The organism is Gammaproteobacteria bacterium (assembly GCA_021648145.1).
Classification (GTDB): Bacteria; Pseudomonadota; Gammaproteobacteria; order JAADGQ01; family JAADGQ01; genus S141-38.
Genome location: JAKITI010000007.1, coordinates 45263 through 59743, shown reverse-complemented (window position 1 = coordinate 59743; position 14481 = coordinate 45263). Strand labels below are relative to the sequence as shown.

Sequence of the window (14481 nt, the reverse complement as noted above, 5' to 3'; positions counted from 1 at the left end):
CCAAACTTAACAAACTCTTAAAGTATTCCTCCGCAGACAACAAGGAATAAAGCCACAAAGATTCAACTCTTCAGATCACTCACAAAACACTTTAGAATTCAAAACCTTCTAACTGATTCATTAGCCATAGCCATTCATAAATCACTATAAGACCGATAACAAACATGACAAACATCACCCGAAAAATTAATGCAGCACAAACTCCACAGGCACAACAAATTCCAGTGATTGGCGAGGGTCATTTTCAGGCATGGCGGGAAATGGATTAGCTTTTCTAGCCATCTCAAGTGCAGCTTTATCGAGCAGCCGATTACCCGTTGACTGACCCAGTGTCACTTGCTGTAACTGCCCCGAACGGTCGATCAAAATACGCAATACACCCTCTCCTTCAATACGCATACGCTTGGCTCTTTTGGGGTATTTTTTATGTTTATCCAGCCATGCCGTGAGCAATTGTTCATACTTCGCAGTCGCAACGGCATCCAGCGGAGGTACGACCAAGGTTTCCACAGGTGGGGTGACTTCTTGAGCAACTTCAGGTGGCGGCTCCAGCTTGGGTGTGGGCTCGACAATAGGTTGAGGCTTTGTCGGAGGTTTTTGAATCACTGGTTTGGGAACAGGTTTTGGCTTGGGCGGTGCAGGGATTGGCTTAGGCTCTATTTTTGGTTCATGAGTCAACTCTTCTGGAGGTGGCTCAACAATCGGTGCAGGTGTAGTCACAGTGGTTTCTGCGACAGCAGCCTGCAAATTAATACGTACGATTTGTTTAAGTGGCTCAGGAAGTGGATCTTTCTTGGGCAACACCAGCCATATAGCCAAACCGCCGTGTAATGCCAGTGTTATCAACAGCGCAATAACAATGTGTAAACGTGTAATGATCAAAAAACTATTTCTGCGTTGTAGCCAGCGCGATATTGCTACCGCCTGCAGCGCGAATTTCATCCATGACACTGAGTAATTGCTGCACTTCGCTATGAGCATCACTTTTCAGAGTGATAGGCGCATCACTACCTTGTTTTAGCAAGGGTTCAATCGCTGTTTTCAACTGATCCAATGCAATTTTTTCTCCATTAAGTGTTAATTCACCGGTTTGATTCAACGCGACTGTAATGGGTGTTATTTCACTCACATTCGAGCTGCTCGATTCAGGCAGCTCCAACTCTATAGCTTCCGGCACCAAAAAGGTGCTCGTCAACATAAAAAAGACCAGCAATAGGAAAACAATATCAATCAGCGGTGCAATATCAAGATGAGAGTGGATACGGGCACGACCTTCAAATTCCATGGGTTTCATCCTCGATTTTATCGTCATCACGGTTTGAGATACTGGAAGGTGTTTTACCAAAATGACGCAGCACCCGAATGCTGACATCTTTCATCGAAGCACGCACCTGATCCACTTCGCCTTCCAGATAATAAAAGGCGGCCATCGCTGGAATCGCCACTGTAAGACCAAACGCTGTGGTCAGTAACGCTTCCCAGATACCACCGGAAAGAATTGATGGATCAACACGGCTGCCCGCCGCTTCAAGGCTCATGAAAGCGACAATCATGCCAGTCACCGTCCCTAACAGTCCCAGTAACGGACTCAAGTGCGCAATGGATGAAAGCCCTCGCAGCCACGACTCAAGATTGCGAATTTGCGCCGAACCGACACGGCTGACTTCAGCCTCCACATCTTTGCTCGACATGGCCGGATCAGCACCACAGCGTATGGCACACGCCATCACATGAGCCACAGGACTACGCTGCTGCTTTAATTCATCCAGCGCCTTATTGTAATCACCTTGTTGTAACGCCACTAAAGTGGAATCCACAAAATTCAAACGACGCAAACCGCTACGGGCAAACTGAAACAACTTAAGCAAGATAATGGCCAGCGCCAATACGGACATCGCCAACAGCACGATCATCACTGGCCCGCCTTGCTGGAATAACTCGACTATATTCATAAATTCTTAATCACCATTTTTCTGTTTTCAAAACAAAACAGGGTGGCAAATCATGAAACTTGCCACCCGTGACAAACAATAAAAACTTACATATCCATTTCAATACCGGCATAAACAAACTGTGGCAGGCCTCCGCGTGCGCCATAAGGCTGGCGTGATACAACGTACTCATTATCCATCACGTTTTGCACACCAGCAAAGAGCTTCACCTCATCATTTATGCGATAAAAAGCAGAAACATCAGCAATAAAATAGCTGTCTGTTTTGCCATACCGTGCATCGGTATCGCCGTCACCATTGACTTGATCGTCTACATTATTAGCACTCGTAAACGTCTCGCTCACATAGTTACCCGAGATAGACGCACCCCATTTTTTTGTTTCGATACCCGTACCCACACTCAATGTCAGCTCTGGAATATAGGGGACTGCATTACCCGCTCTGCCGTAGCTAAAAATCGACTCTCCATCTGTAGACACCGAGTCATTTTTTTGCTCGGCATTGGTGTAGGTCACGCTCAGGAACGATGGGTTACTAAAGCCCCAGTGGTTGGCGAGTCCTGCGTCATATTGAATAGCAAGTTCAATACCAAAGGTATCCACCTCACCAAAGTTTTCATCATTACCGGTGCCGGTACCGCCCACATTATCGGTCACGATCAAGTCTTTAAAGGCAGTGTAGAAAAAAGTACTTTCAGCCGCGAATGCCTGTGGTGCATTAGTGTAACGTGCACCCATTTCAAAAGCAGTACTGGTTTCCGGATCAAGCCCGCCACGTGTGCCGCGTGGGCTAGGCGTGGAATAACCCGTATGCAGGCCACTAAAACCTGTCCACTGATCATTAAACTCATAGGCTGCACCAACACCGTAGGCGCTAACATTAAAGCTGTTTTCACCATCGCGATTTTGTGTGCCACCAACACCTTGTAATTCGACGGGTGCAGCCGTCTTGGAATCTTTAGAGATTTGACCCAGTTGCTCATAACGAACACCAGGGACGACCGTCAAAGCACCGATTTCAATAGTATCCTGGACAAACAAGGCCAACGCTTTTGTTTCCTGAAAACGATTGCCCGCCTCACCTTTTACGCCTGGAGTGATACCACTGATGGTGCCATTGGCCGCCTGAGCATACGTGTCTTCCCACTGAAAACGTGTGATTGAATCCTGATGCAGACGAAGACCCGCCATCACTTCGTGTTGAATATTGTCTGAGCCGAATCTAAAATAGCCAGTAGACTCAATACCTTGCGCCTTGTATTTGCGATTATTGGCTTTGATTATTAAATCACATACCGCCTTGCCCTTCATGCACTCCTGAGACATGCCTGGAGTTTCTATGACCCCAGCAATCTTGTCGCCATTGATTCTGTTGAGTTTGTACCAGTTACGTTTGAAGCCAGTCTGATAAAGCGTCGTAATCACATCAACGTCATCATTGGGGCTGATGTTCCAACGTAAATAGGTCTGATCCTGCTCATAATTCATGTTGTCAAAACGTGACGCAGCATAACGACGGGTTGGATCAGCATCAAAATCGGCTTGACTCAAGCCAAGATAGGTTTCATTGGCATCCAGGTCACTGGTGCCGTATTTAAACTCAAGCCGTTGATATATTTTTGTACTCGGCTCCCATGATAATTTAAGCATCACATCTTCTTTATTGAAACCTGTATTATCACTGTTGCGAGAATCATCCGTCTTGTCAATCTGTTTGAAACCGTCATTTTTTCGTTGATAACCCTCCACCAATACCCCGAACTGCCCGGCAGTGCCTGCATTAAATGTATTACCAGCATAAGCATGGGTACGCAGTTCATTAAAGCTGCCAAAGGTTGACTTCAGATACGCTTTTTCTTTGGTTGGAATGGGCGTTGAAAGATAGTTAATGACACCGCCGGTGGTGTGCGGGCCGTATTTAATCTGACTGGAACCTTTCAATACCTCCAGACCACTCATGCGCCCTGTTGTCGGTGAATAGTAAGCGGCGGGTGCGGTGTAAGGCGCAGGTGACATCATCACCCCATCTTCCATCACTGTGATTTTAGAGTTACGGGTGGTATCCACACCACGGATACTGATGCTCGGGAAGAGGCCAAAACCATCTTCTTCCCGCACATAAACACCTGGCACTTTACGCAGCGTACGGTTTATATCATCATAGTTTTGCTGACGAATCTCTTCTTTAGTCACCACCTGCGCAGAACCCGGCATTTTCTCAATATTAGCCGGATTACCGATCACCATTATTTTATCAAGTACGGTCTCCTTTTTTTCAGCCTCACCAGAATGCTCATCTGCTGCGCCCACAGGCAATGCCAAGCCAAGTGCAGCGAGCGCGATAGCATCACGCAATAAACGATTTTGTCTTTTCACTTTTCAACTTCTCCAATCTATTTTTTATTTTCGATAAAACCACCATGGCCGTAGCTCTGGTATTAAGAACTAAAGCAATGACAGGTTGATAGTTTGGCTGGCTACTCAGCGACTCCATACAGGTCGATTGGCTGGCTGAATCAAATTATGAACGGATAAACACAAAAAGTAAATGCGAATCACAATCATTTGTAATCCAGGAAACAGAAGCATAAAAAACAGACAGGGAAAATTAATTATTGCAAATAAGAATCAATCTCATTATCATTCGCACATTAATAACAAAAATGCACAACAAGAGGAGAGCTATTGATGACTTATATGATCGACGCTCGACTGGAGCAGGGAGCACCATCAATTACATTAATTGATGCAGTCACGGGCAAAGAACGCCTTCACTGGCGAGGTGATAATTCGCCTCAAAAACATGACTGGCAAAGCCTGTTTAAGAGGTTGATGCTGCTCTCCTGTGCGGATCGAATTAATCTGGTACAGCGTTCAAAGTCACCCAGCTTTGGTGAAGAGTGCCTTGTTTGCACAACATGTATTGAACCGCATGTCCTGAATTCTTGGCAATGCTCATTCAGCACGCCCTGCCGTCAAATACCTCGACCGTAAATATAAAGGGTGGTGGGGTTAAATCTGAATGTCGGCATGAATATCTATGTTAAATTCCACTTTATTGATTATCAATCCAATGACGATATCATGCATTTCGTCTGTTTTTTAAAAGCAGATTGTTCTGCGAGTCAGTCATTTAATCCAGGTTCGAAGGTTTAGATTTTTACGTTCAATTTTTTGGGTGTTACGTTTACCGACTTCATGATTGTCCGATTTTAGGTAACGCTCATAAGCGCCCCAGTCATCGGTGTAGTAATGGCTGATTTCAAAGGGTTCCAACAAAGCTTTCAGCTCTTTAAAAACAACATCTTTACGTCAACCAAATACATAGGCCAGTATCGTATTGGTTGCGTGATCAACGCCGTACCATAACCAACGTTGATTCGACTTACTCCCGTAAACGCAGGCGTTTTGTCTGTAACCATGGTGGCGGCGTTGACCTAGCTTTCATTATGGAAATACTCCTTTTATATACACATAATCCTTAGGTAAATTACAACTAATTTACTGGCTGAGCCTATGAAGGCAAATCATGTTCTAACGACATTATCACGTAAATAGACTGGCAACGCTTGCTCAGCTGATACCGCCAAACCTTTTTTAAAGTCATTCACCGCAAGCTGTGCAACATCTTGTGCATGTGGCAAATAATCGACATCCTGCGCTGAAATATTAACCACCTGACAAACACTATTTAATTCATCCTCATAAGCCCTCCAGCCATTACCTACAGCCAACCACTCAAGACTCTGACTGGGTTTAGGCACAACTTGTGGTGCACAAACAAGCTCATTGCCCAGCAATTCGACTAAACCGTTATCAGCCAAACAGTATTGTCCCCAATACACCTCACCCATCCGCGCATCAAAGGCAGCCAGAATATTTTTTTGCCGATGAATTCGGGATGCTCCTTGTGCTAATGCAGCCAAAGAAGAGACAGGAACAACAGGTAAATCAGCCCCCAGAGCCAACCCTTGAATCACACCAGTTGCAATTCGAACTCCAGTAAAAGCGCCAGGGCCACGGCCAAAAGCAACGGCATCCAGTTGAGTTAAAGAGAGTCCGGCATCCGCCATCAGTGACTCAACCATGGGCAAAATCAGAGAGGTATGCTGGCGAGGAGCCAGCTCATAGCGCTCAAAAATATCCCCATCCAGCCAGAGTGCGGCAGAACAGGCATCAGAAGCTGTATCAATTGCGAGTATTTTCATAGGTTTTGCATTATCATCTATTTTATAAATAACTCAAGTCATTCAAGAGTGGTAAAACCTAAAATGAAAAAAACAGTCATATTTTTCTTATCTGTTGCAATATTCAGCCCTTTATATGCAATGTCCGCCATCCCTGAACCATCAACAGCCCCCAGCCAATTCAGCCCTTTTTTTGACGATAAACATAATCCGGTTAAAGTCGATTTTCCTAAATATCAAAAACGAGATATCACGCCCCCTCCACCAAAACTGAATACTTTTGACAAAAGCATTCTTGAGCTTTGCGGTGATTTTGGAGCAAAAGTAAAAGCTTCAGATTTTAAAGCGTTGTTATATAAAAGATCATCGGCTCCTATTATTAAACGCATCCGCCAGGAGGTCGGTTGTGAATCATTCGGTGCTTGTAACAAAAAAAGTATTATTGAGACCCTGACTGCAATCTGGTTTAAACGCCGAGGATTTGCTCATATTTTTTGTGGTGATCCTAAAGCAGATAAAATGGGGGGATTGCACTACGTTGGACGTTATCTGGAAATGCAGCAAAAAGCATGGGGTGGGCCTTTATCCGTCAAAAAGGGAATTGAAGAAATTATTCCCAATACAATTTATTCACTAGGCGTGCAGCACCAGTGGAAAGGGAGAACCGTAGAAACCAAAATAAAAGGCTACGCTTATTCATTTAATGCCGCTGATTTATTGGTTCATACCACAAGAGCCTACGCGCAGCTAAACCCTAGACGCTCCAAAAGCAAGCAGACCTGCTTATATACCGTACCATCCGAAGAGAACACCCCAAAATTTCAGGCGCTATTAGTCGTACAAAATAGTAGCATTGTTACTTTTTATCCAGATGCGACGCCTGGGCGAACTCAGCAGTGTGACTAATATGTATTCTCCACGTTCAGTCACTCTAAAAATCTTTATTAGTGCTCTCTTAGTGGCGCTGGTTGCAATCGCCTTTTTGGGTTCACTCGATAGTATCGGTAAAAACTACACTGAGTCAGGAACAAAGCGTGCGCTCATGACGTTCGGTGTGGCTCGGGGATTGAATGGTGTCATTTCCGTTGCACAAGGAACAGAAATTGCCATTCAACCCGCAGGTATTGGAGTTAATTTTACTCCAGGCCAAATACTTGATCCCATTAATGACCTTATTGAACGTTTTTCCTGGGTGATGCTGAGTTGTGGTGTTTCACTTGGCATTCAACAAATATTACTGGATATCACGGTCTGGCCTGGATTTACATTATTAATCGCTTTTGCCTGCTTAATAGCCTTGTGGTTGCTTTGGCGACCTGATGTGCTTGGTGAAAAATGGCGATATAGAGTTTATAAAGCTGCGGCTGTACTTATTATTATACGATTTGCCGTACCGACAGTGGCCATTGCTAATGAAGGAATATACCAGTTTTTTCTAGCACCTCAATATGAATCATCCAGACAAGAACTTGAAAAAACCTCTGAAGCAATTGCCAATATAAATCGTGAAGCCCAGCCAGAAGTAATGCCTCAAGGCCCTAATTCCCTGCTTGACAATGTCAAGCGCCTATATGAATCGGCAAGTTACCAAATCAATATTGATGCTCGTATTGAAAAGTACAAAGCGGCCGCCACTCATGTCAGTGAAAATACATTAAATCTGATTGTTGTATTTATCCTGCAGACAATCGCTTTTCCATTGTTGTTCTTTTGGTTGATTGTTAAGTTTATCCGTAAAATTTCAGATTTTTAATGCCATAGAATTTAAACCCATGCGAACTCGGCTACCAATTTTCACCCAATAATTCAAAATGTGCCTGCGGATGCAAACAAGCAGGGCACAGCTCTGGTGCATCTGTTGCTTCATGCAGATAACCACAATTTCTACATTTCCAGACCACTCGACCAATTCGTTTAAATACTCGCCCAGCATCCAAATTATTTGCAAGTTGTTTGAAGCGTTTACCATGGTGTGCTTCTGCGATAGAAATCGCGTCAAATGCTGCTGCAATCTCTTCAAAACCTTCTTCACGGGCAGTTTTAGCAAAAGCGGGGTACATCTCCGTCCACTCATGCTCTTCACCCGCAGCAGCAGCGCGTAAATTTTCCAGCGTTGTTGCTATAGTGCCCGCAGGAAATTTTTCAGTAATTTCAACCTCCCCTCCTTCGAGGAATTTAAAAAAACGCTTTGCGTGTTCTTTTTCTTGATTCGCTGTCTCTTCAAAAACAGCTGAAATTTGAACTAATCCCTCTTTTCGTGCCGCCGCTGCAAAGTAGGTGTAACGATTACGCGCTTGCGACTCCCCCGCAAAAGAAATCAGTAAATTTTTTTCCGTTTGTGTTCCTTTGATTGTAGCCGCCATAGCTCACCTCATTAGTTTATTGTTAAAACGTACACGTCCAGCAATGAGTAAAATAAATATAAATAGTATTGATACAGCTCCACCGCCATCGGCTGTTACAAATCTTGATGCTTTTGCTTTTTTACTATCAGGATCACAGACATCCCCAAGTCCATTTTCATTGCTGTCTTGCTGATTTTCATTTCTGATTGCGGGACAATTATCAGCAATATTTAATATACCATCACCGTCATCATCATCCAAAAGACTTTTAAAAATATAAGCCGACCCTGAATCTTCACCGTTATCATTATCTTTATATGATCCCACTAATGCAGCATCGCCAGATAGTGAAACACTCACTCCGAAAGCGTCTTCACTCTGCCCATCAGCAGGCCTCGCTTGCCCAGCATAGTTCCACCGATTTTTTTTATCTCTCATATAGAGAAAGCTGCTGCCAGGACCGCGCCCGTTTGCACCAATCAAAGCAATACCATCGCTTAATGATACGCTTCGCCCAAAATAATCCCGCGCCTCTTGAGCTTCATAAGAAAATCTTTTGATCTGCTTCCATGTACTATTTGAATCACGCTCAAACAGATAAGCGGCTCCTCGGCTTAAAACTTCACCATAGGCACCAACCAGCAACAGGTTTCCATATATAGAAACACTGTATCCAAAAAAGCCTTTCTTTACTTTATCAACGGATACCAGCTGTGCTTGTTGTTCCCATTTCCCCGTGCCATTGCGTTGAAAGATGTAAACAGCACCGCTATCATATATACCAGATGATTCATTGACTTGATGAGCGCCAATGACTGCAGTATCACCGGCACTGGAGAGTGCTATAGATGACCCAAAGAAATCACTTGTTTTTCCATTACTCGCAAGTAATTTGGCTTGCTCCGTCCAGCGTGACTGTTTATCTCTAACAAAAATATAAGCCGCACCAGTCACTTTTTCATTTTGATTGTATTCACCAACCAAGGCAGTGTTACCCGACAATGCGACACTTAAACCAAAGCGGTTATTTTCCATTTCAACTGACGATTTTAATTTAGCCTGCTGTTTCCAATTTCCATTGCCATCTCTAATAAAAACATAAGCCGCCCCTGAACGAACGCCCTCAACTTGACTTCCATAAGCTCCAATCAATGCGGTATTTCCTGACAAAGAGACGCGACTACCAAAAAAGCTGCGCTCAGCTTTGTCGCTGGCAGTCAGTTTTGCTTGCAATATCCAGCGCCCTCCGCTTTTAATATAGACATAAGCCGCACCGGTTGTATTATTGTCACTCGAAGCACCAATCAGAGCAGTATCACCATCAAGTGAAACACTCCGGCCAAACAAGCTATTTTTTGTACCATCATCGCTCACGATCTTATAGTGAAGAGCACTGACCATTTTAGGTGTAATATCCTCATCACTTAATGATGTTCCTGCACGATACTCCTCTAGGTTACTGTACCCATCCCCATCCAGATCTTTGTTTGCATCACTACTATCCAAAGGATCAAGCTCTTTGTAATACTCCTCCAGAAGATCAGGAAGGCCATCGTTATCTGCATCTGGGTCAGCATTGTCTCCTATTTTATCACCGTCATAATCTGCAGATTCTAATGCATCAAAAGGAAAGTAATCATCTACATCCAGTATGCCGTCATTATCATCATCTTCATCACATAAGTTACCAAGCCCGTCGTTATCTGTGTTGGTCTGGTCAACATTAACCATATCAAGACAGTTATCTGCAACATCAAGCAGGCCATCACCATCACTGTCCGTTGTCATTCCACTGAATATATAAACAGCTCCGGCATCAATTGCATTATCGTCATCACCTATGCGACTGATCACCGCAGTGCCTTCATCAATAAACAGGCTTTGAGCAAAAAAACCAGTACCGCCATCCACAGCGACTAACCGAGTTTGTTTTTTCCAATCACCTGAAGTGTCACGGTAAAAAAGATAAGCTGCATTCTCCGAAACGGCTCCAATCAATGCGACGTTGCCAAGTAGCGAGACACTTGCTCCAAACCCGTCACTTCCCGAAGGCTTTTCTGATATCAGTCTGGCTTGCTGAGTCCATTGATCATCCACACTGCGCACAAAAACATAACTGCTTCCGTTACCATTAAGTTTATATGCACCAATTAATACTGTGTTTTCTGAAAGCGAGAGGCTGTAACCAAAATTTTCATCACTCGCATCACTGGCTTGCAACGCTGCATTTTGCAACCATTTTCCAGCAATATTTTTTTTATAAATGTAAACACGACCTTCACCTTTAGCGCCAATAAGTACCGTCTCTTTCGAATGCGACAGACTAAACCCAAAAAAGTCTTCTATGGAAGCACCTTTTTTAAAAATTTTTTCTTTTTGCAGCCAGCGTCCCGCACCATTTCGTTCAAAAACATAAACTGCACTGGCCCCATGCGCACCAATAAATGCTATATTATTTTCCTGCGATACACTGATACCAAAATAGCCACCCGCCACGCGGTCATCTGTGATTATTTTTTCTTCCTGTGTCCATTGGCCTGATTCGTTACGAATAAATACATAAACAGCTCCAACATTTTCACGCCCACCCACCGTTTCGGCGTGTGCACTGACCATTGCAATATCACCCGATAATGAAACGCTAGTACCAAAATAACTTTCTGGCTCACCATTTTCAGCCTCTAACTTAGCTTGCCAGACCCACTCACCTTCTGAATTACGCACATAGACATAAGCAGCGCCACTATTATTATTGTCTCCAATAGCTCCAATTAGAGCGGTATTGCCATTAAAAGCAACACTGAAACCAAAGCGATCATTTGCGGCACCATCTTTAGCTAATAATTTGTAATGTAGAGCGGTGAGTTGACTTGGGCGACTCTCTTTATCATCAAGCTTGGTTCCAGCTCTAAATTCGACCAAATTACTGTAACCATCTTTATCCAGATCATCATCTGCATCACTGCGATCATTCTCATTCAGGTTATAACGATCTTCAACCAAGTCAGGCAATCCATCATTATCCAGGTCAGGATCTGCATTATCGCCTACGCCATCCTTGTCTTCATCAACACTCTCTGAAGCATCTTTGGGAAAAGGGTCTTTATCATCAAGCACACCATCGTTATCATCATCCGTATCGCAGGCATCACCTTGCCCATCGCCATCACTATCTCTTTGGTTTTGCGATTGTACATCAGGGCAATTATCTGCAATATCAAGCAAACCATCCGCATCACTATCACGATTTACCTGATCAAATATATAAACCGCACCAGAATTTTCACCCTGATCATTCACTTTTGGTGCGCCAATGAGCACTCGCTCACTTGAAACGGCCACACGGTATCCATACCAATCATTTTCAATCCCATCTTGCGCTAATATTTTTCCTTGTTTACTCCATTGATTCGAGGCATCCCTGATAAATAAATAAGATGAACCGGAATCACCATCACCGATAGCACCCACCACAGCGATACCATTAGCGAGTGCAACATGCCCCCCGAATTGATCGTTGCTCATACCATCCATTGCCATCAATTTTTCCTGTTGCACCCACGGCTCTGCCACCGATCTAACAAATAGATAAGCTGCGCCAGCATTCACACCACTGCTATCATCCCGATATGCACCAATCAGTGCGACATCCCCCTCAAGTGCAACACTGCCACCAAAGAAGTTATCGTTATCACTCTCTTGTGTGGTCAATTTTTGTTGTTGTCGCCAAGAGTTTTGATTGCGCTTAAACAGGTAAGCTGAATTAATCGCTGCTGCACCCACAAGTGCCGTATCATTTGAGAGTGCGACACTTATTCCAAACTGACTCCCTGCGACAGGCGGATCAGCCACAAATTTTTCCCCCAGTGCCCAGCGATTAGCAGAGTCCCGTGTAAACAGATAAGCAGCATCGGATCCGAGCGAGCCGATGAGTGCGGTGTCACCATCCAAAGAGACGCTATGACCAAAGTATCGGTCAAGCGACCCTTCTTCCGCTAATAACCTTGCTTGCTGACTCCATTCGCCAGAGCTGTTTCGCACGAAGATATAGACGGAGCCAGAACGATGACTTACATCAGAGACCGCACCAATTAATGCAGTATTACCATCAAATGACAGCGCACTCCCAAATTGCTCATATTCAATCAAACTTTCTGGTTTTAATCGAGCCTGTTGCAGCCATTTTCCAGAACTGTTTCTCACATAGACGTAAACGGTTCCTGCGCCTGGAATGTCCTCGTAATTCCAACTTGCACTCACTAATGCGGTATCACCTGATAGTGCGACTTGCGCACCAAAATAATCATCTGCACGCCCATCACTGGCCAATATTTTATAGTGCAACGCTAAAACAGAGCCTGGATTTTCTGAAGCATTCGTCAGTGATGTGCCTGCCCGAAATTCATCAATATTATTATAGCCATCACGATCAATATCCCCGAGAGCATCACTGGCATCATCAACTTTCAAACCATACTGACTTTCAACTGTGTTTGGTAAACCATCGTTATCAAGGTCAGGGTCACTATTATTACCTATTCCGTCATTATCTGAGTCAGCCCACTCTGCTGCATCAAGCGGGAATCTATCCTGACTATCAAGCACCTTGTCATTATCATCATCGGGGTCACACACATCACCCTGCGCATCGCCATCGGTATCAAGCTGATCCGGGTTAGAAATATTTGGGCATGTATCCTCAATATTAACGACTCCATCTGAATCACTATCTTTTGCAATACCCAAAATTAGAGAGGCGGAACCATTTCCTGCTGGCTGATTTTTCCCACCTGTCTCGACGGTTCCAATCAGTGCATTACCATTATCAAGCACCACACTGGTTCCAAATGCATCCGAGCGCCTGACACTCTCTTCTTTCGCTTGCTCGACCCAATTTCCGGTTGGAGTCATTGTAAACAGGTAAGCCGCTGAAGCACCTTGACCATAAGCGCCAATCAGTGCAACGCCACTTTCCAATGAGACACTGTGTCCAAAATAGGAGTTTGATGCCGCATCTGAAGCAAATAACTTACTTTGCTGAATCCATTGACTCTGATTGTTGCGAATAAATAGGTAAGCGGCACCATTGGTAGAGTCCGCACCCGCGGCACCAATGAGTGCAGTATTCCCATTCAGTGAAAGACTGCTACCAAATGCATCACCATTTTGTCCATCATTAGCAAGCAACTTATCTTGCTGAGCCCACTCGCCCAAGCCATTTCGGGTAAAGATATAAACTGCACCCGATTCAGAGCCTTGATCATCACGCCCTGTTGCACCAATAATGGCGGTATCTCCATACAGTGAAATAGCGCGACCAAAGTTATCACTCCCTCGACTGTCGTCGCCCTTTAATTGGGCTTGCTCTGTCCAACCGCCTGAACTATTACGCACATAAACATAAACAGCACCACCGTCTTTTTTACCCGATGCTCCAATCAGTGCAGTATTGCCATTCAGAGCGATACTGATTCCAAAATAATCACCCGCCAGCCCATCGCTCGCTAACAGCTTATCTCTCTGAGACCATATCCCTGTAGCATTTTTTTGAAAAATATAGACTGAACCAGACTCAAGCCCCTTATCATCACCACCAATCGCCCCAATTAGAGCAGTATCATCCGAGAAGGCCAGCGCATAACCAAAAGAGTCATTAGTACTCGCATCATTTGCTGTTAGTTTTCTTTGCTCTTGCCAGAGTTCATCAGTAGCACGAGTATAGACGTAAACTGTTCCCGTATCCGTTCCATCAGCGCCCACCAAAGCAGTGTCACCAGACAGTGCAACACTGGCACCCAGTCGATCACCCGATGCGCCTTCCGAAGCAGTGAGTTTAATAATGGCATGACCAGCGCTGGCTGATCCTATGAAAAACAGAGTCACCAAAAAAAAGATAGACCATACAAAACGTATTGCTTGGACTGTAATTTTTTTGGTGGTATGTCGTTTTATTACGGACTGCATAAAAACTGATGATGAATAAAATTAAAGATGGATT

At 44.3% G+C, this 14481-nt stretch carries 10 protein-coding genes and 1 pseudogene; 3 read left to right on the top strand and 8 right to left on the bottom strand.

What is annotated here, in order from left to right; all coding sequences use genetic code 11:
• Positions 1-186: 186 nt before the first annotated feature.
• From L3J70_06020 to L3J70_06005, 4 genes are all read right to left on the bottom strand, one after another.
• Complete coding sequence (locus L3J70_06020; protein ID MCF6235916.1) at positions 187-399, bottom strand: energy transducer TonB; 213 nt, start codon at positions 397-399, stop codon at positions 187-189.
• Positions 400-886: 487 nt separating this feature from the next.
• Entirely contained in the window at positions 887-1285 is a 399-nt protein-coding gene (locus L3J70_06015; protein ID MCF6235915.1) for a biopolymer transporter ExbD, read from the bottom strand.
• Positions 1275-1952, bottom strand: a complete 678-nt coding sequence (locus L3J70_06010; protein ID MCF6235914.1) for a MotA/TolQ/ExbB proton channel family protein — start codon at positions 1950-1952, stop codon at positions 1275-1277. The genes L3J70_06015 and L3J70_06010 overlap by 11 nt, the downstream gene beginning before the upstream one ends.
• A gap of 86 nt (positions 1953-2038) precedes the next feature.
• The gene (locus tag L3J70_06005; protein MCF6235913.1) at positions 2039-4327 is read right to left on the bottom strand and encodes a TonB-dependent receptor; all 2289 of its coding nucleotides are present in this window, start codon (positions 4325-4327) and stop codon (positions 2039-2041) included.
• A 312-nt stretch (positions 4328-4639) separates the two neighbouring features.
• On the opposite strand from L3J70_06005, the gene L3J70_06000 reads away from it, so the two are divergent.
• On the top strand, positions 4640-4945 hold the full coding sequence (locus L3J70_06000) for a hypothetical protein (GenBank protein MCF6235912.1): 306 nt from the start codon (positions 4640-4642) through the stop codon (positions 4943-4945).
• Positions 4946-5080: 135 nt separating this feature from the next.
• Here L3J70_06000 and L3J70_05995 read toward each other — a convergent pair.
• Positions 5081-5290, bottom strand: a pseudogene (locus L3J70_05995) (transposase).
• Positions 5291-5478: 188 nt separating this feature from the next.
• Positions 5479-6159, bottom strand: a complete 681-nt coding sequence (gene tsaB / locus L3J70_05990) for a tRNA (adenosine(37)-N6)-threonylcarbamoyltransferase complex dimerization subunit type 1 TsaB (protein ID MCF6235911.1) — start codon at positions 6157-6159, stop codon at positions 5479-5481.
• A gap of 63 nt (positions 6160-6222) precedes the next feature.
• Between tsaB and L3J70_05985 the strand changes: the two genes are divergently transcribed.
• Positions 6223-7044 (top strand): EndoU domain-containing protein, encoded by an 822-nt coding sequence (locus L3J70_05985; GenBank protein ID MCF6235910.1) that lies wholly within the window; start codon positions 6223-6225, stop codon positions 7042-7044.
• A 1-nt stretch (position 7045) separates the two neighbouring features.
• Positions 7046-7891 carry a hypothetical protein gene (locus L3J70_05980; GenBank protein ID MCF6235909.1) on the top strand — a complete coding sequence of 282 codons (846 nt, stop codon included), beginning with the start codon at positions 7046-7048 and terminating at the stop codon, positions 7889-7891.
• Positions 7892-7922: 31 nt separating this feature from the next.
• On the opposite strand, the gene L3J70_05975 is transcribed toward L3J70_05980, so the two are convergent.
• On the bottom strand, positions 7923-8501 hold the full coding sequence (locus tag L3J70_05975) for a rubrerythrin family protein (protein ID MCF6235908.1): 579 nt from the start codon (positions 8499-8501) through the stop codon (positions 7923-7925).
• 3 nt (positions 8502-8504) lie between these two features.
• On the bottom strand, positions 8505-14447 hold the full coding sequence (locus L3J70_05970) for a thrombospondin type 3 repeat-containing protein (GenBank protein MCF6235907.1): 5943 nt from the start codon (positions 14445-14447) through the stop codon (positions 8505-8507).
• Positions 14448-14481 lie beyond the last annotated feature (34 nt).

What these genes read in the sequence shown, in the direction of transcription:
- L3J70_05975 (MCF6235908.1), bottom strand. Translation starts at nt 8,501, where the DNA reads ATGGCGGCTACAATCAAAGGAACACAAACGGAAAAAAATTTACTGATT.
- L3J70_05970 (MCF6235907.1), bottom strand. Translation starts at nt 14,447, where the DNA reads ATGCAGTCCGTAATAAAACGACATACCACCAAAAAAATTACAGTCCAA.
- L3J70_06010 (MCF6235914.1), bottom strand. Translation starts at nt 1,952, where the DNA reads ATGAATATAGTCGAGTTATTCCAGCAAGGCGGGCCAGTGATGATCGTG.
- L3J70_06000 (MCF6235912.1), top strand. Translation starts at nt 4,640, where the DNA reads ATGACTTATATGATCGACGCTCGACTGGAGCAGGGAGCACCATCAATT.
- L3J70_05980 (MCF6235909.1), top strand. Translation starts at nt 7,046, where the DNA reads ATGTATTCTCCACGTTCAGTCACTCTAAAAATCTTTATTAGTGCTCTC.
- L3J70_05985 (MCF6235910.1), top strand. Translation starts at nt 6,223, where the DNA reads ATGAAAAAAACAGTCATATTTTTCTTATCTGTTGCAATATTCAGCCCT.
- L3J70_06020 (MCF6235916.1), bottom strand. Translation starts at nt 399, where the DNA reads ATGCGTATTGAAGGAGAGGGTGTATTGCGTATTTTGATCGACCGTTCG.
- tsaB (MCF6235911.1), bottom strand. Translation starts at nt 6,159, where the DNA reads ATGAAAATACTCGCAATTGATACAGCTTCTGATGCCTGTTCTGCCGCA.
- L3J70_06015 (MCF6235915.1), bottom strand. Translation starts at nt 1,285, where the DNA reads ATGGAATTTGAAGGTCGTGCCCGTATCCACTCTCATCTTGATATTGCA.